The 23,397-nt window shown below is 58.7% G+C and carries 21 protein-coding genes; 6 read left to right on the top strand and 15 right to left on the bottom strand.

Translation table 11 applies throughout. From position 1 onward, the window contains the following. From L2I46_RS17995 to pmbA, 4 genes are all read right to left on the bottom strand, one after another. Nucleotides 1–363, bottom strand: a complete 363-nt coding sequence (locus L2I46_RS17995; protein ID WP_032454653.1) for an SFCGS family glycine-rich protein — start codon at nucleotides 361–363, stop codon at nucleotides 1–3. Between the two features lie 10 nt (nucleotides 364–373). Beyond that, nucleotides 374–712, bottom strand: coding sequence for a PRD domain-containing protein (locus L2I46_RS17990; RefSeq protein ID WP_004206500.1), 339 nt, complete (start codon nucleotides 710–712; stop codon nucleotides 374–376). 288 nt (nucleotides 713–1,000) lie between these two features. Next, nucleotides 1,001–1,387, bottom strand: a complete 387-nt coding sequence (cybC, locus tag L2I46_RS17985) for a cytochrome b562 (RefSeq protein WP_002886893.1) — start codon at nucleotides 1,385–1,387, stop codon at nucleotides 1,001–1,003. Between the two features lie 36 nt (nucleotides 1,388–1,423). Further along, complete coding sequence (gene pmbA / locus L2I46_RS17980) at nucleotides 1,424–2,776, bottom strand: metalloprotease PmbA (protein WP_032429082.1); 1,353 nt, start codon at nucleotides 2,774–2,776, stop codon at nucleotides 1,424–1,426. A gap of 95 nt (nucleotides 2,777–2,871) precedes the next feature. On the opposite strand from pmbA, the gene yjgA reads away from it, so the two are divergent. Both yjgA and L2I46_RS17970 read left to right on the top strand, forming a co-directional pair. Then, a complete protein-coding gene (gene yjgA / locus L2I46_RS17975) occupies nucleotides 2,872–3,423 on the top strand; it encodes a ribosome biogenesis factor YjgA (protein WP_004206498.1) in 552 nt (183 codons plus the stop codon). A 1,069-nt stretch (nucleotides 3,424–4,492) separates the two neighbouring features. Next, nucleotides 4,493–5,701 carry an aldose 1-epimerase family protein gene (locus tag L2I46_RS17970; RefSeq protein WP_023291750.1) on the top strand — a complete coding sequence of 403 codons (1,209 nt, stop codon included), beginning with the start codon at nucleotides 4,493–4,495 and terminating at the stop codon, nucleotides 5,699–5,701. 42 nt (nucleotides 5,702–5,743) lie between these two features. Here L2I46_RS17970 and L2I46_RS17965 read toward each other — a convergent pair whose 3' ends face one another. Together L2I46_RS17965 and mpl are read right to left on the bottom strand one after the other, a co-directional pair. Beyond that, nucleotides 5,744–6,271, bottom strand: a complete 528-nt coding sequence (locus L2I46_RS17965; RefSeq protein WP_023291749.1) for a GNAT family N-acetyltransferase — start codon at nucleotides 6,269–6,271, stop codon at nucleotides 5,744–5,746. 66 nt (nucleotides 6,272–6,337) lie between these two features. Beyond that, a complete protein-coding gene (gene mpl / locus L2I46_RS17960; protein ID WP_044525197.1) occupies nucleotides 6,338–7,711 on the bottom strand; it encodes a UDP-N-acetylmuramate:L-alanyl-gamma-D-glutamyl-meso-diaminopimelate ligase in 1,374 nt (457 codons plus the stop codon). Nucleotides 7,712–7,886: 175 nt separating this feature from the next. Here mpl and fbp point away from each other — a divergent pair, with 175 nt between their 5' ends. Then, nucleotides 7,887–8,885 carry a class 1 fructose-bisphosphatase gene (gene fbp, locus L2I46_RS17955; protein ID WP_004206493.1) on the top strand — a complete coding sequence of 333 codons (999 nt, stop codon included), beginning with the start codon at nucleotides 7,887–7,889 and terminating at the stop codon, nucleotides 8,883–8,885. Nucleotides 8,886–8,929: 44 nt separating this feature from the next. Here fbp and yjfF read toward each other — a convergent pair whose 3' ends face one another. The 4 genes from yjfF to ytfQ all read right to left on the bottom strand — a co-directional run bounded on the left by yjfF (nucleotide 8,930) and on the right by ytfQ (nucleotide 13,533). Then, on the bottom strand, nucleotides 8,930–9,928 hold the full coding sequence (gene yjfF / locus L2I46_RS17950; protein WP_002886825.1) for a galactofuranose ABC transporter, permease protein YjfF: 999 nt from the start codon (nucleotides 9,926–9,928) through the stop codon (nucleotides 8,930–8,932). Continuing rightward, a complete protein-coding gene (ytfT, locus tag L2I46_RS17945; RefSeq protein WP_023291747.1) occupies nucleotides 9,915–10,940 on the bottom strand; it encodes a galactofuranose ABC transporter, ATP-binding protein YtfT in 1,026 nt (341 codons plus the stop codon). Before ytfT ends, yjfF begins: the two co-directional genes overlap by 14 nt. A 10-nt stretch (nucleotides 10,941–10,950) precedes the next feature. Beyond that, nucleotides 10,951–12,453, bottom strand: a complete 1,503-nt coding sequence (gene ytfR / locus L2I46_RS17940; RefSeq protein WP_008807146.1) for a galactofuranose ABC transporter, ATP-binding protein YtfR — start codon at nucleotides 12,451–12,453, stop codon at nucleotides 10,951–10,953. Nucleotides 12,454–12,576: 123 nt separating this feature from the next. After that, nucleotides 12,577–13,533 carry a galactofuranose ABC transporter, galactofuranose-binding protein YtfQ gene (gene ytfQ / locus L2I46_RS17935; RefSeq protein WP_002886769.1) on the bottom strand — a complete coding sequence of 319 codons (957 nt, stop codon included), beginning with the start codon at nucleotides 13,531–13,533 and terminating at the stop codon, nucleotides 12,577–12,579. Nucleotides 13,534–13,936: 403 nt separating this feature from the next. Between ytfQ and ppa the strand changes: the two genes are divergently transcribed. Together ppa and L2I46_RS17925 are read left to right on the top strand one after the other, a co-directional pair. Then, a complete protein-coding gene (gene ppa, locus L2I46_RS17930) occupies nucleotides 13,937–14,467 on the top strand; it encodes an inorganic diphosphatase (protein WP_002886766.1) in 531 nt (176 codons plus the stop codon). A gap of 74 nt (nucleotides 14,468–14,541) precedes the next feature. Next, nucleotides 14,542–15,729: a hypothetical protein gene (locus L2I46_RS17925; protein WP_101862395.1), complete on the top strand. Its 1,188-nt coding sequence runs from the start codon at nucleotides 14,542–14,544 to the stop codon at nucleotides 15,727–15,729. A 144-nt stretch (nucleotides 15,730–15,873) separates the two neighbouring features. Here L2I46_RS17925 and L2I46_RS17920 read toward each other — a convergent pair whose 3' ends face one another. Genes L2I46_RS17920 through tamA form a run of 3 tightly spaced genes read right to left on the bottom strand, consistent with a single transcriptional unit; the run spans nucleotide 15,874 to nucleotide 21,727 of the window. Next, a complete protein-coding gene (locus L2I46_RS17920) occupies nucleotides 15,874–16,218 on the bottom strand; it encodes a gamma-glutamylcyclotransferase family protein (RefSeq protein ID WP_002886724.1) in 345 nt (114 codons plus the stop codon). 2 nt (nucleotides 16,219–16,220) lie between these two features. Further along, on the bottom strand, nucleotides 16,221–19,997 hold the full coding sequence (gene tamB / locus L2I46_RS17915; RefSeq protein ID WP_085551695.1) for an autotransporter assembly complex protein TamB: 3,777 nt from the start codon (nucleotides 19,995–19,997) through the stop codon (nucleotides 16,221–16,223). Next, the gene (gene tamA, locus L2I46_RS17910) at nucleotides 19,994–21,727 is read right to left on the bottom strand and encodes an autotransporter assembly complex protein TamA (protein WP_102002180.1); all 1,734 of its coding nucleotides are present in this window, start codon (nucleotides 21,725–21,727) and stop codon (nucleotides 19,994–19,996) included. The genes tamB and tamA overlap by 4 nt, the downstream gene beginning before the upstream one ends. A 209-nt stretch (nucleotides 21,728–21,936) precedes the next feature. Here tamA and msrA point away from each other — a divergent pair, with 209 nt between their 5' ends. Next, nucleotides 21,937–22,572, top strand: coding sequence for a peptide-methionine (S)-S-oxide reductase MsrA (gene msrA / locus L2I46_RS17905; RefSeq protein WP_102002179.1), 636 nt, complete (start codon nucleotides 21,937–21,939; stop codon nucleotides 22,570–22,572). A gap of 30 nt (nucleotides 22,573–22,602) precedes the next feature. Here msrA and L2I46_RS17900 read toward each other — a convergent pair whose 3' ends face one another. Continuing rightward, complete coding sequence (locus L2I46_RS17900; RefSeq protein WP_032454647.1) at nucleotides 22,603–23,274, bottom strand: hypothetical protein; 672 nt, start codon at nucleotides 23,272–23,274, stop codon at nucleotides 22,603–22,605. Between the two features lie 15 nt (nucleotides 23,275–23,289). Continuing rightward, nucleotides 23,290–23,397, bottom strand: a 108-nt coding sequence (locus L2I46_RS17895) for a sodium ion-translocating decarboxylase subunit beta (RefSeq protein ID WP_139044653.1), incomplete at its 5' end; no start/stop codon positions are given.

Genomic DNA, 23,397 nt, shown 5'->3' with positions numbered 1-23,397 from the left:
TTATGCGCCGTATTTCTTTTTCCAGGCCTCTACCAGCCGCTCGCCCAGCTCTTCTTTATCCATAAAGCCGAAGCCCAGCACGTTGCAGCCTTCGTTGATGGCGGTGACGCCCTCTTCCACGGAACGCATGCCGTATTTCGCTTTGTAGCCGTGTTTGGTCTGGGCGGTGATGGCGCCGGCGCCGCCGCTGCCGCAGAAGGAGATGCCGAAGGTGGCGTTTTCCGCTTTCATCATGTCGCCAAGCTTCATGTCGGCAGCAACGCCAGGGACGACCACTGCACGTGCGCCGGCTTTCTCTGCGCCTGCGGCGACTTTTTGGCCTTTACCCAGACGGTCGCCAATAACTACGGTGATTTGTTCCATGTTTTGCTCCTTACAGGTTTTCTTTTGCGACTTCGAAATGGACGGAGAGCAGCCAGGCCTCTTCATCAGGCAGGTTGCCGAACTGCGCGACCACTTCGCGGGCCAACGTCATTGAATCTGGTGAAATCTCTTCGAACAGGCTGGCATCCACTTCCGGCAGCGGTTCCCCGCTGATTGACCGGTGGGCCATCGCCCGCACGTGGGAGGTCAGCATTTGCTCCTGAACATCGTTAGGGACGATGCCGTGACGGCTTAACAGGGCAAAAACCTGCTGCAGCATCTTGTCAGCCAGGCGTTCGGTCTGCGCTGCCTGCTCCCCTACGTCGTGTATTACCGCTCCGTTATTCACTTCTGATACCCCGCTGATGTCTCTGGGAATCAAAGTAGCGCCGGGGGATGGGAGTTTGTAGCGAGTTGTTTTCCACTTCGAAGTGGAAAGGGAGACGGCAGGCGTGATCGACCCCACACATTCACTGGAAAAATGAAAAAACAGCAATTATGGCGTGAGACGTATCACAACAATGCGCGTGAATGTGCAGCCCGCGGCTGCGGAAAGGCCGGAAAAAGAGATCGAAAAGTGTGATATCGGTAGGCTTTGAGGTGGGAGACATCGGCTGATGCCTCCCGAAAACGGCAGTTAGCGGTACTTCTTATGGTAGGTGTTGCGGGTGGTTTTAAACTCCTCCGCGGCGGCCTGCGCCTCTTTCACCTTGCCTTCATTCGCCAGCTTCAGCGCGCCGTCGATCTGACCGATCAGAATATCCAGACCGTGACGGTAATCTTTCATCTCAGCGCTGTCGGCCGCTTTGCCTTCCAGCTTCGGCGGCGTCTCTTTCTGGGCATCAACCGCGGCGGTACGCATCTTATTCAGCGCCGCTTTCAGTTCGCCGGCGTCGGAGGTTTTCTGTACCACTTGCAGATTTTCTGCCAGAGTGTCCATGTCTTCGCCCAGGTCGGCGAAGGCCGAGGCTGAACCGAGCGCAAAAGCAGAGACAGCCAGCATCGCTAACAGTTTTTTACGCATTGCTCACTTCCTTTTTATTATTTAAGCAAACAGGTGTTATTGCCCGGCGATTTTCATCTCCGGCAGCAGCACAGAACCGCACTGAATGTTGCTGCGCGTTTCAATATCATCGCCGATGGTCACGATATTACGCCACATTTCTTTCAGATTTCCTGCAATGGTGATCTCACTGACAGGATATTGAATTTCGCCATTTTCTACCCAGAAGCCGGATGCGCCGCGTGAGTAGTCGCCAGTGACGCCACTGACACCCTGCCCCATCAGTTCGGTAACCACAAGACCGGTGCCCATCTCTTTAAGCATCTTTGCAAAACTCAGGCCGCGGCCGTTGATGCGCCAGTTATGGATGCCGCCGGCGTGGCCGGTGCTTTTCATCCCCAGCTTGCGGGCGGAGTAGTTGGTCAGCAGCCACTGGGTCAGCACGCCGTCTTTGACGATATCGCGACGCTCGGTGCGCACGCCTTCGCTGTCGAACGGCGTGGAGGCCAGTCCTTTACGCAGGTGCGGATGCTCTTCAATGGTCAGCCACTCCGGCAAAATTTGTTTGCCCAGCGAATCGAGCAGGAAGGTGGATTTGCGGTATACCGAACCACCGGCAATCGCTCCGACCAGGTGGCCAAACAGCCCGGTCGCCACTTCATTGGCGAAAATCACCGGCGCCTTCATGGTCGACAGCTTACGCGGCGCGAGGCGCGACAGGGTGCGGCGGGCGCACTCTTCCCCGACCCATTCCGGGGACTGCAGATCCTCGATCGCCCGGCCAATGGTATAGGCGTAGTCGCGTTCCATGTCGCCGTCATCTTCCGCGATCACGCAGCTGGAAAGGGAGTGGCGAGTCGAACAGTAGCTCTGCAGCATGCCATGGCTGTTGCCGAACACTTTGATGCCGTAGTGGCTGTTAAAGCTGCCGCCTTCGGTGTTGGTGATGCGTTTATCGGCCTTCAGCGCCGCTTGCTCTGCGCGGGCGGCCAGTTCGATGGCCTCATCCGGGGAGACCTCCGCCGGGTGGAACAGGTCCAGATCCGGGGCGTCAAAGGCCAGCAGCTCTTTATCCGCCACGCCGGCGAAGGGATCCGGGGAGGTGTAGCGGGCGATATCCAGCGCCGCCTGCACGGTGCGGGCGATGGCGTCCGGGCTGAGATCGGTGGAAGAGGCGCTGCCCTTGCGGTTCTGATGGTAAACCGTGATGCCTAACGCCCCATCGCTATTGAATTCTACATTCTCCACTTCGCCATAGCGGGTGCTGACGCCGATGCCCGTCGTCTTGCTGACGGAGACTTCCGCGCCATCGGATTTACCTGCCGCCAGTTCCAGCGCCGTGGTCACGGCCTCTTCCAGCGTCTTACGTTGCTGGGCAACTTGAGAGATCACTTTCATTGCTAATGCCATAATGTAAGAAGGAGTTAACTGAAGTCTAACAGAGAACCGTTTTTCAGTGCGCGCCTTAACTGGTAACATTAGCCTCTTTTTTTAAGGAGCCTGAGATGACAAAGCAGCCCGAAGACTGGCTCGACGACGTTCCCGGTGATGATATCGAGGATGAAGACGATGAAATTATCTGGGTCAGTAAGAGTGAAATTAAGCGCGACGCGGAAGAACTGAAGCGTCTTGGCGCGGAACTCGTTGACCTGGGGAAAAACGCGCTGGATAAAATTCCGCTGGATACTGACCTGCGCGACGCCATCGAACTCGCCCAGCGAATCAAAAAAGAGGGTCGCCGCCGCCAGCTGCAGCTTATCGGTAAGATGCTGCGCAATCGCGATGTCGATCCGATTCGTCAGGCGCTGGATAAGCTGAAAAACCGCCACAACCAGCAGGTTGCGCTGTTCCACAAGCTGGAGCAGATCCGTGACCGACTGATTGACGACGGGGATGACGCCGTAGCTGAAGTGCTGAACCTGTGGCCAGATGCTGACCGTCAGCAGCTGCGTTCCCTGATCCGCAATGCGAAGAAAGAGAAAGAAGGCAACAAACCGCCGAAATCCGCGCGCCTGATCTTCCAGTATCTGCGTGAACTGGCGGAAAACGAAGGCTAATTCCCGTCGCTTTTGCCGCACAAGTCACCCGGATGGCGGCGCGCTGCGCCTTATCCGGGCTACTCCGCTTTGTCTGGTGGGTGGCTATGCCTTATCCGGCCTACGGAAGGCTGCTGAACCTGAGTTATCAAACAGTTGCTCGACTCTGTAGGCCCGCGCAAGCGCCGCGCCGCCGGGCAGGCTGTATCCTACGCTATTCCCGTTGTTGTGCCGGATGGCGGCCAGGCCTTATCCGGCCTACGGAAGGCTGCTGAACCTGAGTTTTCAAACAGTTGTTCAACTCCGCAGGCCCGCGCAAGCGCCGCGCCGCGCCGCCGGGCAGGCTGTATCCTACGCCGTTCCCGTCGTTGTGCCGGATGGCGGCTACGCCTTATCCGGCCTACGGAAGGCTGCTGAACCTGAGTTATCAAACAGTTGCTCAACTCCGTAGGCCCGCGCAAGCGCCGCGCCGCGCCGCCGGGCAGGCTGTATCCAACGCCGTTCCCGTCGTTGTGCCGGATGGCGGCTACGCCTTATCCGGCCTACGGAAGGCTGCTGAACCTGAGTTATCAAACAGTTGCTCAACTCCGTAGGCCCGCGCAAGCGCCGCGCCGCCGGGCAGGCTGTATCCAACGCTATTCCCCTCGTTTTGCCGGATGGCGGCTACGCGTTATCCGGCCTACGGAAGGCTGCTGAACCTGAGTTATCAAACAGTTGCTCAACTCTGTAGGCCCGCGCAAGCGCAGCGCCGCCGGGCAGGCTGTATCCGGCCCACCTTCCCCTTCTTCAACGCAAGCATCGCGTCAGCAGGGGGTTCCCCGCTGCCTCCCCTGAGCCCCCAAGTCCACACAACGAGACTGTCGTTTATTGCCTTCTCTAAAGCTGAATCGTTAAGGCTAAAAGCAATGCAGATCACATTTTGTGGTGATAATTAAGCATGGTTTAGCACAATAATCCGACGACTATCGCATTTAACATCTTAAAAACGGCCACTTTCTCACCAGGTGAGGCGCTTCACATTTTAATCACCCCCATGCCGGTAGATTTCACACGTCAATGACACAATCGATTCAGCAAAAAGGGAATGAAAATGAAAAAAACACTGGTTCTGACGGCTATCGCTCTGCTGGTTTCTGGCTCCGCCGCGGCAAAAACATGGGTGCTGACGAATGCTGAAGAGGGCATGGATAAAGGAAACTGGCAGATCGGCAGCGATCAGCTGAAGGTGAAAGACCATGCGTTCAGCATTGAGCAGAAAGTCCTGCACGGCGGCAAGCAGGAAGGCAGCAAAATCCTCACCATTCGCAGTAAAGACGGCCTGACCATCACCCTCAGCCCGACGCGCGGCATGAACTTGCTGCGAGTGGAAGGCTTCGGCAGCCGGATGGGTTGGGATTCGCCGGTCAAAGAGGTTGTTAACCCGGCGTTTATCAACCTGGAGAGTCGCAACGGGCTCGGCTGGCTGGAAGGGTTCAACGAAATGATGGTCCGCTGCGGCTATGAGTGGACCGGCCATCCGGTGACCGCGGACGGGCAAATTTATACCCTGCACGGCAAGGCAGGCAACACGCCGGCCTCTCTGGTGGAGGTAGAGGTGGCCGACAGCGCGCCGTATGAAATTCGCGTCCGCGGGCTGGTGAAAGAGAGCACCTTCAAAAAAGCCGATCTGCAAACCATGACCGAGCTTCGCTATATCCCGGGCAGCAACAGCTTCAGCCTGCACGATGTCTTAACCAATCACGCCGACTATCCGCATGATTACCAGATCATCTACCACAGCAACTTCGGCACCCCGATCCTGGAAGAAGGCGCGCGTTTCCTCGCCCCGATGTCCAGCATCAGCCCGTTCAATGATTACGCTAAGAGCGGATTAAAAACCTGGCAAACCTATCAGGGGCCGACCAAAGACTTTGACGAGATGGTGTTTAATATTCAGCCGCTGGCCGATGAAAATCACCAGACGCTGGCCGCCGTGGTCAACAAAGCGGGCGATAAAGGAGCCTCCATTCAGTTCGACACCCGCCAGCTGCCGGTCCTGACGCTGTGGAAAAACACCGACACCGTCAAACAGGGCTATGTCACCGGTATCGAGCCGGGGACCAGCTACGCCTATCCGGTGACCATTGAACGCGAGCAAAAACGCGTAAAACAGCTGCAGCCGGGCGCCAGCGCGCAGTTTGATCTGACCTACACCCTGCTGCATGACAGTGCCCAGGTGGCCGCCGTCGAGCAGAAAATCGCGCAGATTCAGGGCGACAATAAAGTGGCGGAGAACGACACGCCGATCGCCAAAGAGTAAAAATACCCCAGCCGAACGCCCGGAGCGGTACGCCGCGCCGGGCTACGCCCGCCCCATCACCTCGCGCCCGAGATCCCGGGCAAACTGCTGATACTGTCGCTCATCGATCGGCTGCGGGTAGCTCAGCACCAGCAGTTCATGATCCGCGATGCCCTGATGATAGGTCGGATGACGATGCGCCCAGGGGTTAGCGTGGAATCCCATCGACTGATAAAAGCGCAGCCGTTTATGGGCGATCTCGCTGCTCAGCGGATCGATTTCCAGAATGGTCAGCGGCGCGCGCGTCAGGATCTGCGCCAGCAGCTGTTTACCATAGCCGCGGGAGCGCAGCGTATCGTCGATCGCCAAATGTTCGACATAACAGTAGCCGGCAAACTGCCAGCAGCCGCTGAGGCCGATAAATACGTCCTCATCGAACCACGCCTCCAGCGCGTAGTGCGCGTTGCTCAGCGCCTGACGTTTGGCCTCGCTTTCGCGCTGCTCGTGCCACGGAAAGGCGCGCGCGTAGAGCGCGTCCAGCATGGCGAAATGGGGCGAGTCGGTAGAAAGTACGCTTTCGCGGGTAAGCATCACACCATCCCTGTTGGTAAAAACAAAACTGCCCTCACGCGGAGGGCAGTGACCGGAGGCGGGACGTTACTCTGTCGCGGCCGCTTTTTGCGCCAGTTTATCCAGCAGCTTTTGATGAATGCCGCCGAAGCCGCCGTTGCTCATCACCAGGATATGGTCGCCAGGATGGGCGGTTTTGACCACCATCTCCGCCAGGGTATCGACGTCGGCGCTCCAGTGAGCCGGCTGGACGCAGGCTTCCGCCACTTCCGCCACCTGCCACGGGATATGCTGCGGCTGCAGGAGGAACACCTCATCGGCGCGGCCAAGAGACGGCGCCAGATCGTCTTTGCAGACGCCCATTTTCATGGTGTTAGAGCGCGGCTCCAGCACGGCGAGAATGCGCGCGGTGCCGCCCACTTTGCCGCGCAGCGCCTGCAGCGTAGCGAGGATGGCCGTCGGATGATGAGCGAAATCGTCATACACGGTGACGCCGTTGGCTTCGCCGCGCAGCTCCAGGCGACGGCGGGCGTTGATAAAGCTGCCCAGCGCGTTCGCGGCATCCGCCGGCAGTACCCCGACGTGACGCGCCGCGGCAATGGCCATCAGGCCGTTATGCATATTATGCTCGCCGACCAACGCCCACTTCACCTCGCCGACCTTTTCACCGTCGAACAGCACTTCCCACTGCGAGGCGTCAGCGTTCAGCTTCCTCGCCTGCCAGTGGCCCTGCTCGCCCACCAGCTCCTGCTCGCTCCAGCAACCCATCGCCATCACCTGCTTCAGGTTGATGTCGTTCTCCGGCAGGATAATTTTGCCTTTGCCCGGCACGATGCGCACCAGATGGTGGAACTGCTTCTGAATCGCCTTCAGGTCGTCAAAGATATCCGCGTGGTCGAACTCAAGGTTGTTGAGGATCAGCGTCCGCGGGCAGTAGTGAACAAATTTGGAGCGCTTGTCGAAGAAGGCGCAGTCGTATTCATCCGCTTCAATGACGAAGAACGGGCTGTCGCCCAGGCGCGCAGAGACGTCAAAATTGCCCGGCACGCCGCCGATCACAAAGCCCGGCTGGTAACCGCAGGCTTCAAGGATCCAGGTCGCCATGCCGGCGGTGGTGGTTTTGCCGTGGGTCCCGGCGACGGCCAGCACCCAGCGATCGCGCAGCACGAAGTCGTGCAGCCACTGTGGGCCGGACATATAGGGAATATTGTTTTCCAGCACCGCTTCAACGCACGGGTTGCCGCGAGTCATGGCGTTACCGATGATCACCAGATCCGGCCGGGGCTCCAGCTGGCTGGGGTCATAGCCCTGAATTAAATCAATCCCCTGGTTTTCCAGCAGGGTGCTCATCGGCGGATAGACGTTAGCATCCGACCCCGTTACCTCATGACCGAGGGAGCGCGCCAGCATGGCCAGGCCCCCCATAAACGTGCCACAGATTCCTAAAATATGAATGCGCATTCGTCATTTCCTTCTCTTATCCGGGGCACATTTTACCCATATCCCGGGCCCTGGCGAAATGCATTTCAGGCGAATCTGTATTTTGCTGGCGCGATTCACTAGTGCGCACTTTTTTGATTCTTTGTTAAGATTGTTGCGTTCGTTTTACTCAACATAAAAATGCAGGGAACGAGTTATGAAAACGTTAGGTGAGTTTATTGTTGAAAAGCAGCACGAGTTCTCCCACGCCACCGGTGAGCTGACTGCTTTGTTGTCAGCAATAAAGTTGGGCGCCAAGATCATCCACCGCGATATCAACAAGGCCGGTCTGGTCGATATCCTGGGTGCCAGCGGTGCTGAAAACGTTCAGGGCGAGGTGCAGCAAAAACTCGATCTGTTCGCGAATGAAAAATTAAAAGCCGCACTGCGAGCACGCGATATTGTTGCCGGGATCGCCTCTGAAGAAGAAGATGAGATTGTCGTCTTCGAAGGGTGTGAACACGCCAAATACGTGGTGCTGATGGACCCTCTGGATGGCTCCTCTAACATCGACGTTAACGTCTCTGTTGGTACGATCTTCTCTATCTACCGCCGCGTGACGCCTGTTGGCACGCCGGTGACAGAAGAAGATTTCCTGCAGCCGGGCAACAAACAGGTGGCAGCGGGCTATGTGGTCTATGGCTCTTCGACGATGCTGGTGTATACCACCGGCTGCGGCGTCCACGCCTTCACCTACGACCCGTCCCTCGGCGTCTTCTGTCTGTGCCAGGAGCGCATGCGCTTCCCGGAAAAGGGCAATACCTACTCCATTAACGAAGGCAACTACATCAAATTCCCGCAGGGCGTGAAGAAGTACATTAAGTACTGCCAGGAAGAGGACAAAGCGACGCAGCGTCCTTATACCTCACGCTATATCGGCTCGCTGGTGGCGGACTTCCACCGCAACCTGCTGAAAGGCGGCATCTACCTCTATCCAAGCACCGCCAGCCACCCGGACGGCAAGCTGCGCCTGCTGTATGAATGCAACCCGATGGCCTTCCTCGCCGAACAGGCGGGCGGTAAGGCCAGCGATGGTAAAGAGCGTATTCTGGATATTGTTCCGGAAAGCCTGCACCAGCGCCGCTCCTTCTTCGTCGGCAACAACCACATGGTGGAAGACGTCGAGAACTTTATTAAGTCGTTCCCGGACGCCTAAGCGCCCTGCCCGCTCCTCCCGCGCCTGCGGGAGGAGCCTCTCTTTTAGCGACTCCCCGCCCCGCTCACCCGCGTGACCGCCGCATTCTGCCGGTTTTCCCACAGCACGGTCAGCCCACGCTGCAGCGCGATAAAGATAAACAGCAAAATGCCGATGGCGATTTTGGTCCACCATGAGCTGAGAGTACCGTCGAAGTTGATGTAGGTCTGAATCAGCCCCTGGATCGCCACCCCGAACAGGGTTCCCAGCACAGTGCCGACGCCGCCGCTGAGCAGCGTGCCGCCGATCACCACCGAGGCAATGGCGTCCAGCTCCACGCCGACGCCCGCCAGCGCATAGCCCGCCTGGGTATAAATGGAAAAGACGATCCCGGCCAGCGTCGCCAGCCCGGTGGAGAGCATATAGATACGGATCGTGGCGCTGCGGGTGGAAATCCCCATTAAATTCGCCGACGTCGCGTTGCCGCCAATGGCATACACCTGGTTGCCGAAGCGGGTGCGGTGGGCGACAAAAATACCGGCCACCACCACCAGCAGCATCAGCAGCCCCATGGCGCTGAGGCGTCCGCCGCCGGGAATAGTCCATGCCAGCCCGGACAGGGTGTCGTACACCGGGTGGTTAATCGGAATCGACTCCTCTGACACCAGATAGCTCACGCCGCGCAGGAAGAACATGCCGGCGAGGGTGATGATAAAGGCCGGGATCTTCAGGGCGTCAATCAGCAGCCCCATAAACGCGCCGAAGGCGCAGCCCATCACCAGCACCAGCGGAAACGCCACCAGCGGTGATATTCCCCAAAAGCCAATCGCTTTGGCGAGAAAGACGCCGGTAAAGGCGATCACCGACCCGACAGACAAATCGATCCCGCCGGAGAGGATCACGAAGGTCATGCCCACGGCGATGATCCCGAGGAAGGCGTTATCCGTCAGGATATTGCAGATCACCCGCGTCGAGGCAAAGCCGGGGAATTGCGTCAGGCAGTAGAGATAGCCCAGCACAAACACCGCGAGGGTGATCATCAACGGTAAATTACGTTTTATCATGGCCGCGTACCCCTTTCAGTAAACCGATAAAGCGCGGCGACTGGACAATCAGTACGCACAGCACCACCACCGCTTTCACCACCTGGTTGAGCTCCGGCGGGAAGCCGGAGAGCAAAATCCCGGTGTTCATTCCCTGGATAATCAGCGCCCCCACCACCGACAGCAGCAGGTTGAAGCGCCCGCCCATCAGCGAAGCGCCGCCGATGACCACCGCCAGAATGGCGTCCAGCTCAAGCCATAGCCCGGCGTTATTGGCATCCGCGCCGCGAATGTCCGCCGCCACGATGATCCCGGCGATCGCCGCGCAGACGCCGCTCAGGACATAGGCCAGCATCACCACGATGCGGGTATTGACGCCGGCGTTTTTCGCCGCGCGGATATTGATCCCTACCGCTTCGATAAACATGCCCAGCGCCGTTTTGCGGGTAAACAGCCAGAACAGCAGCAGGGTCGCGGCGGCGATGATCACCGGCGTCGGAAACAGGAGGAACGATCCGCTGCCAAGCCACGCCAGCGCCGGGGAATCAAAGGTGACGATCTGCCCGGCGGTGATCAACTGCGCCACCCCGCGTCCGGCCACCATCAGGATCAGCGTCGCCACAAAGGGCTGGATCTTAAGGACCGCCACGAGAATGCCGTTCCACAGCCCGGCCAGCGCGCCCGCCGCCAGCGAGGCCAGCAGCACCACCGGCAGGCTGTGACCGGCGACGGTCATCGAGGCGGCCGTCGCGCCGGCTATCGCCATCACCGCCCCCACCGACAAGTCGATGCCGCCGGTGGCGATCACCAGCGTCATGCCGATGGCCAGCAGCGCCACCGGGGCGGCGCGGTTGAGAATATCGATTGGGCTGCCAAACAGGCGGCCATCCTGGAGCACCACCTGATAAAAATGGGGCGCCACCAGGCTGTCGACCAGCAGAACCAGCAGCAGGGCAATGATCTGCGGGGTGCCCTTCGGCCAGGTGAAGCGTCGCTTCTCCGGGCCGGTTTGCGAAAGAGATCGAGGCATCATGGGTTACTCCTTATGCCGCAATTGCGTTCATGATCGCCGGTACAGAGAGCTCGGCGAGCGGGATCTCGGCCACCTGCCGGCGATCGCGCATGATAATGACCCGATCGGCGTAACCCACCAGTTCCTCCAGTTCAGAGGAGATGACCAGCAGCGCCAGGCCATCGGCGCAGAGGGTTTCAATCAGGCGAATGATTTCCGCATGGGCGCCGACGTCGATGCCGCGGGTCGGCTCATCGAGGATCAGGAACTGCGGTTTGGTCAGCAGCCAGCGGGAAAGCAGCACCTTCTGCTGGTTGCCGCCGGAGAGAAACTCGATCGGCTGCTCCGCGCTGGGGGTGCGGATCCCCAGCTGGCGAATAAAGCGCTCGGCGATCTCGTTCTGTTCGCGCCGGGGTATCGGCCGCAGCCAGCCGCGCTGCGCCTGCAGAGCGAGGACGATATTTTCCCGCACCGAGGCGGCGGCGATAATGCCGTCGGTTTTGCGATCCTCCGGACAGAAGCCGATCCCGAGGCAGGAGGCCTGATGCGGAGAACGCAGGGTTTGCGGTTTGCCTTTGATCCACGCCTTCCCGCTGTCCGCCGTTTTAATACCGAAGATCACCTCGGCGGTTTCAGTGCGGCCGGAACCCAACAGGCCGGCGAGGCCAACGATTTCGCCCGGACGCACCTGCAGGTCGAACGGGGCGATGGTGCCTTTTTTACCGTAGCCTTCAAATGCCGCCACCGGCTTATCGCTCAGCAGGGTTCGGCCCGCCCGCTGCAGGGCGTTGTGGTCCAGTTCGCGGCCCAGCATCATTTTCACCAGCTCAATCTGCGGCAGTTCGCGGGTCTCGCGGCAGCCGACGAAGCTGCCGTTGCGCAGCACGGTAATGCGGTCGCTGACCGCATAGACCTGGTCGAGAAAATGGGTGACGAAGATCAGGCTGACGCCGTTATCCCTGAGCTGGCGCATCAGGGTAAACAGCATCTCCACCTCCTGGGTATCGAGGCTGGCGGTGGGCTCGTCGAGGATCAGCACCTTGGCCGACAGGTCGATGGCCCGGCAGATAGCGACGATCTGCTGCATCGCCACTGAAAAGCGGTTCAGCGGCTCGCGCACATCGAGGGAAAAGCCGTAGGAGGCCATCAGCGCCGTCGCCCTGGCCTCCATCTCTTTCCGCCGCAGCAGGCCAAACCGCCGCGGCTCACGGCCGATGAACAGGTTATCCGCCACCGACATATTGGGCAGCAGGTTCACTTCCTGGTAGACAGTGCCGATCCCCAGCTGCTGGGCATGGGCGGTATTTTTCGGGGAAATGGCCTGGCCTTCCAGCCAGATAGTGCCGCGATCGGCATGGTAAACGCCGGTAAGCGCTTTGATCAGCGTCGATTTCCCGGCGCCGTTTTCGCCCAACAGGGCCATGATTTCGCCGCGCCGCAGGCTAAAGTTGACGTTATCCAGCGCCTTAACGCCGGGGAAGAATTTACTGAGTCCTTCGGTGCGAAGGATCTCCTGGTGTGCCTCGGCGCTCATAATCGATATCACCTTCAAATGATGTCAGGTTGCCCCGGTTCGCGCTGTGCTTGCCGGGGTTGCTGGAACGCTGCCTGTTACCCTCTCCGGCTGAGGAGAGGGGCGGGATGAGGGGCTATCCACTCAGTAGCCCATATTTTTCTTCTTCTCTAACTCTTCTTTCGCCGTATCCGGCAGATACAGCGTCGATTTGGTAATGGTCAGCTTCTCCGGCAGGGTGCCGTCTTTTTTGTATTTCTCCAGCGCATCAAACGCCGGGCCGGCCATATTTGGCGTCAGCTCGACGCTGGCGTTGGCTTCGCCGGCGATCATCGCTTTATAGATATCCGGCACGCCGTCGATGGAGCCGGTCAGAATATCTTTGCCCGGCTTCAGGCCAGCTTCTTTAATGGCCTGGATGGCGCCGATGGCCATATCGTCGTTATGAGCGAATACCATGCAGATGTTTTTGCCGTTATTCTCAGCCTTGATAAAGCTCTCCATAACCTCTTTCCCTTTGCTGCGGGTGAAGTCGCCGGACTGAGAGCGGATGATTTTGATATTCGACGCTTTGGCGATGGCGTCAGCGAAGCCTTTCTTACGGTCGATGGCCACGCTGGCCCCGACGGTGCCCTGCAGTTCCACGACGTTACACGGCTTACCGTCGACGGTTTTCACCAGCCAGTCGCCAATCAGCTGACCTTCCAGCACGTTGTTGGCGGTCACGGTGGTCATGTAGAGATCTTTATCTTTCACATCAATAGAACGGTCAAGGAGGAAGACCGGGATTTTGGCCTCTTTCGCCTCTTTCAGCACCGGCTCCCAGCCGGTAGCCACCACCGGCGCAATGAAGATCGCGTCTACCCCCTGGGCGATAAAGGAGCGCACCGCTTTGATCTGGTTTTCCTGTTTTTGCTGACCATCGGCGATCTTCAGCGTGATACCGCGCTTGGCGGCTTCCTCTTTCGCGACGCTGGTTTCTGCCGCACGCCAGCCGGATTCAGAACCGACCTGCGAAAAACCTACGGTTAGCGGGGCAGCTATCGCCATAGACGACATAGCTGCGGAAACTGCTGTGACAAGAAGTAAGCGCTTCCACATAAGGGTATCCTCGTAGGGTTATTGTTGGTTAAAGTCTCACCTGCGGACAAACTATAGACAATCGGTGATGTAACTGAATGCGTTACATCACACTTCAAAAAAGTAAATGAGATGTTAATGACGGCCCCATTGCCCAGCGGAGAGCCGATAAGGCTTCGCAGGGAGCGCGGCTGTTGCGGTTTATGACGTTTTTTTAAGCGGTTTGATAAATCAATCACATGCAATGAAAACGGTTACATAAATTTATTCATGATGTGGCTATGTTTATGGATTTTCATGCCATTATTGGGCGCAAAATTCAGAGCACTCCACGGCGAGATCGGGAAAAAGAAGCGAAGACATTCGATGTGAGTTGGCTATAATACCGAGCACTTGTTTGCCATACATTTTAAAGGAAACAGACATGAGCTTACTCAACGTACCTGCGGGCAAAGATCTGCCGGAAGACATCTACGTCGTGATCGAGATCCCGGCGAACGCAGATCCCATCAAATACGAAGTCGACAAAGAGAGCGGTGCACTGTTCGTTGACCGTTTCATGTCCACAGCGATGTTCTATCCGTGCAACTACGGCTACATCAACCACACCCTGTCCCTGGACGGCGACCCGGTTGACGTGCTGGTCCCGACCCCGTACCCGCTGCAGCCGGGCTCCGTGATCCGCTGCCGTCCGGTTGGCGTTCTGAAGATGACCGACGAATCCGGTGAAGATGCGAAACTGGTTGCGGTACCGCACACCAAGCTGAGCAAAGAATACGATCACATCAACGATGTGAACGACCTGCCGGAACTGCTGAAAGCCCAGATCACTCACTTCTTTGAGCACTACAAAGATCTGGAAAAAGGCAAGTGGGTTAAAGTCGACGGTTGGGACAACGCAGAAGCGGCGAAAGCTGAAATCGTTGCCTCTTTCGAGCGCGCTAAGCAGAAGTAATTCTGTCTCAGGCAGGGTCATACCCTGCCTGATTGCGGCACGGATAGCCGCGATAACACCATGGAGGGTGTCCCGTGAAAAGCGTTCGCTATTTCACTCTTAACTTTTCTGGCTTCACAACCGCCGCCTCTGAAAAACAGGGGTATCTGCGCCTTATCGCCGGCGACCATGTCTTTTATACCGATAAACGCTATTTTAACGCCCCCTCGCTTTTTGACCGCCTGAAGACCCATCAGCCTCTGTATCTCGGCGCCCGCCGCCTGGACAACGGCAGTTACTGGATCCACTGGCTCAGCGATGGCGAAACGCTCCTTGAGCCCAGTCAACGCGTCAAGCGCTGGGCCCGGCCGCTGCTGATTATCAGCCTGCTGACACTCATCGTCTCCCTTATTCCGCTCCTGGTGAGCGCCTCAGAATGGGCAAAGTTCGGCTGCGGCATTATCGCGGTACTGGCCTTCATCGCGCTGTTAACCGGGCTCTGCGAGCGGCTGTTCCACCCGGCGCTAAAACGGCACCCCGCCATGCGCGATCTGCTGGCGAAGATGGCGCAGGCCCGCCGCCGCGACTTTTCTTTTTGCCAGCCGCTACCCGCAACGCCGCGGGCCGTCCGCCGGTCGGCGATGCCTTTTACGCATGCCCTGCCGGAACGCTATGCGGCTAAGACAGACATCATCACCGATACCCACTTTAAGAAGTGGTATGCGGGCAATCCTACGCGGGAATATCACGGCCTCGGGATACAATGCGGTGCCCTGCCGCTGGCCTTCTGGTGGCAGGCAGGCTGCGCTAATTTCGCGCTGCATCCTGTTCTCTATCGTCGTCAGCCACCGTTTCTAGCCACTGGCGATCGTATCGTCGCCGTATACGAGCGCGACAGCCGGGCGATCCATGCGCTATACAATGCCAGCGACGGCGCGGCTTATGTAAAAAACCATCCGCTCTATCCTGGACGCAGACAGCTGTCGCTGCTTTATTACCTGTTTTACGGCCTCGCGCTGGTGATGTATCTGCTATTTCTCGGGGTAGAAATCATCAGCGCCCTTCAGTCTGGCCGGCGCGTCTGGTGGCAGGTTCAGGATTCACTGGACATGCTGTCCTTACTGTTACTCTGCTTTGGCGGGATACTGGCGGTACTGGAGCTGATTGGCCCAACGGCCTGGTTATTGTCACACCGGGTGGCTGACTGGCTGAAGCTGCGATCGGCGATGCGGCGTTACCTGCGGGAGGCAGCCCCCCAAACCACGCCCGAGGAGGTCATGTAATGTTCAGCACCCCAACACGACGATTATTATTCCTCGCGCTGACGACGCTGGCTTCCACGATGTGGCTGGCGAGAGATTATCTGCCGCTCTGGTAAGAGGCGGGCGCAGAAAAAACAACGCCACCCGAAGGTGGCGCTGTCGTGGTTAATACTGGTCGCGATCCAACCAGTTGCCGTTCGCTATCAACGTACAACCCTCAACGGAACGTTGATAGACATACATCCATGCGCTGCCGTAAGGCGTCTGAATCAGGTGGCGCGCATACTCGCCCCCCTTGGTGCGGAGCGCATCCAGTTCGGCCAGCGTCGATGCATCAATACGATAAACTTCACCATGTACTGTGCCTTCGCCGGGCACCGCGCCTGGATAGTGGCCCAGGCTGTACAGCTGATAATCGTCGACACTATGAGCGCCCAGCCACTGGGCGTTGGTCATCCAGTGGCTGTTGCCTTGTTTGCGTCGTAAACTGCCGTAAACAAATATTCGCATTGCTAAAACTCAAACTGATAGAGCAAATCGAGCGCCTGGTCGATGCCAGACACCGCTTCCACATATAGCTTAGGCATCAGGCGATAACGTAAAGTCAGCGTCGCCAGGGAATCGAAGATACCGACCCCGTATTTTACCTGCAGACCCGGCAGTACATAGCCGCTGACCACCACCTGGGAAGAGTCGCCTACCCCTTCGGTGTCCAACGCCAAATTGCTTACGCCAAACGTCTCGCCGATTTTACCCACAACCTGACCACTTTGTGCAACCCCCATACCAATAAGCATTGAGGTCATCGCGGCGCTATCGCTCTGTCCGCTGCTCAAACCCTGGCCGCGCAGCAGATAAGACAGCGCTTCCTGCTGGGACATAACCGGGTCGGAGAAGATCTCCGCTTTCGGCTGATCGGCGGAGCCGGTGACGCGAACGCCGGCGATCACGTCGTCTTCGGTGGCATCCGGGTTACGAATCGCTTCGATATTCAGCAACGGCTGATCCGGCGGACCGGAGAACAGCAGCTCCCCTTTGCGCACAATCAAATCCTGGCCATAGGCGTGGAAGCGGCCGTCCGGAATATTGATCTGCCCGTTGAGTCCCAGCCCCTGCTTATCCTGCGCCACTTTCAGATCGCCGGTCAGACGCGCTTTCAGACCGAAGGCTTCCAGACGAACGTTGTTGCCGACGTGGATCGTCAGGTTGCTGTTGATCGGGATCCCGGCGCTCTGCTGCTTAATCGGCTTGAGGTTTTTGTCGAGCATCACTTCGTCCGACGACACGCCGACCGCGCTCTCCGGCACCTCGTTGACCACGATCCGCGCCCAGGGCACATCCACCTTGCCATCGAGGTTGAACAGGCTTGGCGTGGCGGTAAACACCACGTCCGGCGATACATCGAGACGGACCATCGGCGGCACGGTGATCCGCACCCGGCTGCCTTTCGCCGCAATCTGCGCCCGCCAGTTATCGATCTGCGTCCAGTCGGCGTTCCCGCTAAGGGCGATTTGCCCCTGACGGGTGTTCACCGTCCCCTGCAGGGTCGAGCGCGTGCCGTTGAAGTTCATCGCCAGCTGGCTCGGCTGCATATCAAACGGCATAAAGTTGCCGTCGATATCCACCCCGCTTAGCTGCATCTGGCCGAACAGCTGCGGACTTTTCACGTTGCCGCCCAGGCGCAGACGGGCGTTGAGCCGTCCCTCCGCCTTTTCACCGCGAGCGAAAATCGGGTTGATCATCGCCAGCGAGAAGTTGCTGATATTGACGTTGCCGCCGAGGTTACGCCGCCCCTGCGGGTCGGTGACCTGCACCTGCCCATCCAGCTGGCCATTGTTGGTCAGGCGGATAAGCCAGCCCAGCTCCGCGCGATTGTTGTGCAGATCGGCGCTGAGGTTCAGCGTATCGAACGCCACCGGCAGCGGGGCGTCATTGACCACCTGGGTCACTTTGACGTTGCGCCCGCTGAGGGTCACTTTGCCCTGCGGCAGCCCCTCTTTGGTGGTGTCCCAGCTGACATCGGCATTACCGGTAAACACGCCGCTGGCCTGGGTCGCCTCCGGCATAAACGGCTTAAGCATCGCCAGGTCGAAGCGGTTGAGATTCACCCGCGCCCGCCCGCTGGCGCCCGCGTCAATGGTCTCAGGCACGCAGAGTTCGGCGTTCGGGTTGGTCCAGCAGTGTGGCCCGATGCTGATTTTCTGCTCCTGGTTACGGTAGTCCAGCGCAATACTGCGCGTCAGCGCTACCGGTCCTACCGGCGTCTGGAAGCGGGTATCGCTTAGCGCGCCTCTCCAGCGCTCGGCCTGACGATCGAAGCTGCCCGCCAGCGCCAGCTGGCCGGAAACCGGATCGCCCTGCACCCGCAGCCGCAGCTCATGCTGCTTCTCAGTGCCTTTGGCATTGAGCTGCACCAGGCTGATATTCACCCCCGGCTGGCTGATGCGATCCACCCGCACGTCCAGGTTGCCGCCAATCTGATCGGTGGATTTCACATCCCCTTTGACGTTAACCTGGGCGATGCTCAGCTCCTGCCAGCGCAGCGCCCGGGCGGTGATGTCCGCCAGCAGCTGCGGCGCATCGACAGTGCCGCGCACTTTCACCAGCCCCTTCGCCGTCCCGCCGAGCCCCGGCAGCGCATTATCCAGGTGCGGCGCATCGATGGTGGCGTCGAGATTCAGATCCTTCACCCCCAGCTCGCCTTTGATATCGGCGCTGTTCGGGCCTAACGCCAGATGCAGCCCCGGGATCTTCCACTGCAGATAGCTGTTGCCCTGCAGCGAGCCGGAGACATCCACCTTGTTCTGTTTCACGTTGCCGGTAATTTTCAGCTCCGGCACCGACATCTGCCAGCTGCCGCCGTACAGGCTGCCCTGGGTCTTGATCCTGCCGTTGAGCTTCGACGGCCAGTCCGGCACCTCTTTGGCGGTGTTGATGCCGTCGAGGGTCAGCTCGCCGCGCCAGCTGATCGCCTGCTGCCAGTCGAGGAGCGCCTTCAGCTCGGTTTTCCCTTCCAGGGCATTGACCGTCAGCTTGTCGAGATTGATCTGCCGCTCATTGCCTTTGGCGTTGAGGGCGATTTTCGCCGGCGGCAACGACTGGCCTTTCACCGCGGTGGAGAAGGCCAGCGCGTAGTCGGTCATTTTGCCGCTGAACTTCAGCTGGACGTCGTCGGCCTGGAACTGCTTCTCGCCGCTGAACGGCCAGGCGAGCTGCTTGCTCTTCAGCTCCATATTGAGCGGCAGCCCGGCCTCCGCCAGCTGCGTGTCCGCCCGCAGCGTGGCCGCTACCGGCCCGCTTAAGTCCACCCCGACCTTAAGCGTTTTACGTATCTCGCCGCCCACCTTCAGCTGCACTTTCTCCCCTTTCATCGGGTCGACGTTCAGCGTTCCGGCGAGGGTGATGTCTACCGGCCAGTTATCCTGCAGCTGGGCGCTGCCCGAGGCGGTGACTTTGCCCTGATCGGAGTCGATATCGAGGGCGTCGAGCTTCATCTGCCCGTCGATACTGCTGACTTTCAGCAGCAGGTTATACACGGTGATATCGGTATCGCCGGTGAGGCGCAGCTGCTCGCCGCGGAACGCCTCAATATTGAGGTTCAGCGGCAGATGGACGTCGGTCATCGCCGGCAGCACCGGCTGCGAGAAGAGGTCGGTCATCGTCTCGCCGAGCGGTTTTTCCTGCGGCTGCGGGTTGTCGATTTTCGGTTCAACCACCTGCTCCTGCGCCACTTTCGCCACCTTCGGCAGGGCGATCAGCAGCCCCTGCAGCGAGGTCGGCGTCAGGGTCAGGTTTTTCTCCTGCCAGTTCAGGCCGGTGGAAAAATCGCGCACAGAGACCGCGGTATCGTCGATTTTGACGTTGACGTTATGCAGCGCGACGCGGCTGAGGGCGATCGGATAAGGGGTGGAGAGATTCAGCGGCCCGCTGTCCTCTTCCTCGACCGGCGCAGAGGGCGGCATCTTCTTCGTATCGACGGCGACGTAAATATCGCGCAGCGAGATGTCGTTTACGCACAGACTGCTGTCCCACAGGCAGCGCAACCTGACGCTAAGATGAAACTGGCCGGCGGTGACCGCCACGCCGGGCTGCTCATAGCGGACATTATCGAGGGTTAAATCACGCCAGCCGCCGGTCACTTTGCCGATTTCCAGCCCCGGTACCCAGCGATCCGCCGCTTTGAACACCAGATGCAAGCCGGTGGTGGTGCCCACCAGGAACCCGACGGTGCCCAGCAGGAGGACCAACACGATTAAGACGCCGAGGCTTATCTTCTTCCATAAACTCATAATTCAGGCCCCAGACCGATGTAAAACTGTAAACCATGCTCTTCTTTGTCGCCGATTGGCCGGGCGATATCCAGCTTGATCGGCCCCACCGGCGACTGCCAGCGCACGCCCACCCCGGCGCCGGTTTTAAAATCACTTTCGCGAATATCGCTGACCGCTTCGCCGCTATCGACAAACACGGCGCCCCACCATTTGCCGCTGACGTTGTACTGATATTCCAGCGAGCCGGTGGCCAGCTTCGAGGCCCCGATCAGCTTGCCGTCATCGTCCTTCGGCGAGATGGATTTGTATTTATAGCCGCGAATACTGCGATCGCCCCCGGCGAAAAAGCGCAGGTCCGGCGGCACCTTGTCAAAGTTGTCCGCTTCGATCCAGCCCAGGTTGCCGCGCACCACAAAGCGGTGGCGGTCATAAAGGGTACGGATCCAGACGTCCTGGGCCTGCATCACGATGAAGTTGATGTCCGAGCCCCACATGGTGTTGGAGTAGTCCACCGAGTAGCGCTGGGAATCGCCCCAGGTGGGCATCAGGCCGCCGCGGGAGCGAGTGCGGTTCACCGAGACCCCGGGGTAAATCAGCATGGTGGTGTTGGTGACGTTCGCCTGGGTAAAGTGGTCCAGGCTCCAGCGCAGGTTGATCGCCCGCTGCCAGCCGCTCGACATCTCCCAGAAACGCGACAACCCAAGGGTGGTGGAGTCAGCCTGGGTGTCATTGAGATCGGTACGCTTAAAGCCGCCCTGCATCAGATAGTACTGCTCGAGCGGGCTCTTGAGCAGCGGGACTTTATAGGTGAAGTCGAACTGCTGCTCCGGTGCGGAGAGGCTGACGCTGGAGGTCAGGCTGTGGCCATAGGAGTTCATCCACGGTTTTTTCCACGTGGCTTTTACCCGCGGACCGACGTCTGTGGAGTACCCTACCCCGGTTTCCACGGTGTTCTCTTTGCGTGGCGAGACAACGCCCTGCAGAGGCAGCACCTTGGTTTTCCGTGATTTAGCAAAATCAGGCGCCACCACCACCGAACTGAACCACCCGGTCGCCGCCAGGCGGCGGTTTAGCTCGGCCAGGTCCTGAGAGGTGTAGTAGTCGCCCTCTTTAAACGGCACGAGGTTTTGCAGGTATTCATCACGGATTTGCGATCCGGAGAAGGTGACGTTGCCAAAGCGATAGCGTTCGCCGCTGTCGTAATCGATATCCCAGAACGCCTGATGGCGGTCGAGGGAGACCCCCAACTGGCTTTTAATGAACTCGCTGTCAAAGTAGCCTTTGCGCAGGGCGACGCGGGTCAGGGAGCTCTTGAAACCGTCATAATCGCCGTGGTTGAGCACCGTCCCGATGGCCGGGCGGGTTTTCAACAGCGCCAGATAGTCGCTGTCGGTGCGGGCGCCGCCGCGCAGAATAACCTCGGTGCCGCCAATGCGCACCGGCTCACCCGGGGTCACTTTGGCGATCAGCACCTGACGGCCCCTTTTCGGCGGCGGACGAAGATCAAATTCAATCGTCGGCTCGTAATACCCCAGCGCTTTCAGACCTTCGCGAATGGCGTCATCGACGCGCGCGCGAAAGCGACGATCCGGCGTGACCTCATCACTCTGGATGGTGGAAAGCTGGGCGCGAACGTTTTTCTCCAGCTCCCCGGATAATCCTTCAACCTGCAAACGCACATTCGCTGCGCTGGCGATCCCGCTGACCAGCAAAAGGCTGGTGACACATAACTGGCGGATTTTTAGCACATTTTCTCCTGAATATCCCTGTTTCCCCCTACAGGAAACACTGGCGCCGCTCCACGGCTTAACAAAACCCTAACAACGTAGGGTTGAAAAAGTGGCAATAACCCAAATAATTCTTATGTATTAATCTAGACGTATTACGCGTATTTATTGTGTTAAAAGACACGCTTCGTTACAACCTTAACGACGATTTCTGTATTGAGAGGCCCACCGTGAGTCTATTTGATAAAACGCATCTTGTCGCCCAGGCGGATGCGCTGCCTGGACGCAATACCCCGATGCCAGTGGCGACGCTCCACGCAGTTAACGGCCACTCGATGACCAACGTCCCGGCGGGGATGGAAGTCGCGCTGTTCGCCATGGGCTGCTTCTGGGGAGTTGAACGTCTGTTCTGGCAATTGCCGGGGGTTTACAGCACCGCCGCCGGCTACACTGGCGGCTATACGCCCAATCCGACCTATCGCGAAGTGTGCAGCGGCCAGACCGGTCACGCGGAAGCGGTGCGCGTGGTCTACGATCCGCAGGTCATCAGCTATGAGCAGTTATTGCAGGTGTTCTGGGAAAATCACGACCCGGCGCAGGGCATGCGACAGGGTAACGACCACGGCACCCAGTACCGCTCGGCGATTTACCCGTTGACGCCGGAACAGGCGGAAGCGGCAAAGGCCAGCCTCGCGCGCTTCCAGGCGGCGATGAACGACGCGCACGATACCCGGCACATCACCACCGAGATCGCCACCGCCAAACCGTTCTACTATGCCGAGGACGATCACCAGCAGTATCTGTATAAGAACCCGCACGGCTATTGCGGCATCGGCGGCATTGGCGTCTGCCTGCCGCCTCAGTAACCACCCGATAGCCATACCGGGCAGCGTTTGTTAATCAGCGAAGATCGGGCCCGCAGGGAAGTGGGCCAGAAATGCCGTCACGGTTAACAACTCGCGCAGAGACGGGAATGTTATCTCTTTTTCTGCCAACGTGTGGTCAAAGGCGATCAGCGAATCTACCCCTCCCCGTCCAAACACTCCACCAGCCCAGAGCATTCTTTGCGCCTGGTCCCGCGCCCATGCGCTTTCACTACGCCAGGCAAGAATATGCAGCATAGCCTGCAATAAAGAGGCGACGTGGGTACGCCGCTCTTTGACCAGCCGGCGGTAAACCGGCAGAGCAATGCTTCTTATCACATCAAAGCTCTCCCTGGCCGCATCGTCGTTAAGCAGTTTTCCCGCCTCATCGCACAGGCGGTTGTGAGTGAGAGTCTCTCTTTTTCCCACTGACTTTCCGGCGGCCATCACTACCCCACCCAACAAATAGAGCGACTCGGGTAATAGCGGCAATACTATCCGCCGTTCCATGGCAAGCTGCTGTCCGGCATAAAGACAAGTCACTAGTATTTTCTGCACATTGAACTGTTCGCTGAGGATCTCAATGATGCCTAGCTCCGGTGTCAGATGATTCACTAAATCAATCGCCCGTATCGACCTGAGAATAATATTGCTCTGTTCGGAGGTCTGTATTCTTTGGTTATCCAGTAATACGGTATCTTCCATTGTCTTATTCCTCTGTTACATCGCCAGCACGTACTTGAGCATCACTCCGGCGGCGATCGCCGAGCCGATCACCCCCGCCACGTTCGGGCCCATCGCGTGCATCAGCAGGAAGTTCTGCCCGTC

Source organism: Klebsiella sp. 2019SCSN059 (assembly GCF_021739525.1).
GTDB classification, from domain to species: domain Bacteria; phylum Pseudomonadota; class Gammaproteobacteria; order Enterobacterales; family Enterobacteriaceae; genus Klebsiella; species Klebsiella quasipneumoniae.
This window is presented reverse-complemented; position numbering and strand designations above follow the sequence as displayed.

What these genes read in the sequence shown, in the direction of transcription:
- tamB (WP_085551695.1), bottom strand. Translation starts at nt 19,997, where the DNA reads ATGAGTTTATGGAAGAAGATAAGCCTCGGCGTCTTAATCGTGTTGGTC.
- L2I46_RS17900 (WP_032454647.1), bottom strand. Translation starts at nt 23,274, where the DNA reads ATGGAAGATACCGTATTACTGGATAACCAAAGAATACAGACCTCCGAA.
- pmbA (WP_032429082.1), bottom strand. Translation starts at nt 2,776, where the DNA reads ATGGCATTAGCAATGAAAGTGATCTCTCAAGTTGCCCAGCAACGTAAG.
- yjfF (WP_002886825.1), bottom strand. Translation starts at nt 9,928, where the DNA reads ATGATAAAACGTAATTTACCGTTGATGATCACCCTCGCGGTGTTTGTG.
- ytfR (WP_008807146.1), bottom strand. Translation starts at nt 12,453, where the DNA reads ATGAGCGCCGAGGCACACCAGGAGATCCTTCGCACCGAAGGACTCAGT.
- mpl (WP_044525197.1), bottom strand. Translation starts at nt 7,711, where the DNA reads ATGCGCATTCATATTTTAGGAATCTGTGGCACGTTTATGGGGGGCCTG.
- ppa (WP_002886766.1), top strand. Translation starts at nt 13,937, where the DNA reads ATGAGCTTACTCAACGTACCTGCGGGCAAAGATCTGCCGGAAGACATC.
- ytfQ (WP_002886769.1), bottom strand. Translation starts at nt 13,533, where the DNA reads ATGTGGAAGCGCTTACTTCTTGTCACAGCAGTTTCCGCAGCTATGTCG.
- L2I46_RS17920 (WP_002886724.1), bottom strand. Translation starts at nt 16,218, where the DNA reads ATGCGAATATTTGTTTACGGCAGTTTACGACGCAAACAAGGCAACAGC.
- ytfT (WP_023291747.1), bottom strand. Translation starts at nt 10,940, where the DNA reads ATGATGCCTCGATCTCTTTCGCAAACCGGCCCGGAGAAGCGACGCTTC.
- L2I46_RS17970 (WP_023291750.1), top strand. Translation starts at nt 4,493, where the DNA reads ATGAAAAAAACACTGGTTCTGACGGCTATCGCTCTGCTGGTTTCTGGC.
- L2I46_RS17965 (WP_023291749.1), bottom strand. Translation starts at nt 6,271, where the DNA reads ATGCTTACCCGCGAAAGCGTACTTTCTACCGACTCGCCCCATTTCGCC.
- yjgA (WP_004206498.1), top strand. Translation starts at nt 2,872, where the DNA reads ATGACAAAGCAGCCCGAAGACTGGCTCGACGACGTTCCCGGTGATGAT.
- cybC (WP_002886893.1), bottom strand. Translation starts at nt 1,387, where the DNA reads ATGCGTAAAAAACTGTTAGCGATGCTGGCTGTCTCTGCTTTTGCGCTC.
- L2I46_RS17995 (WP_032454653.1), bottom strand. Translation starts at nt 363, where the DNA reads ATGGAACAAATCACCGTAGTTATTGGCGACCGTCTGGGTAAAGGCCAA.
- fbp (WP_004206493.1), top strand. Translation starts at nt 7,887, where the DNA reads ATGAAAACGTTAGGTGAGTTTATTGTTGAAAAGCAGCACGAGTTCTCC.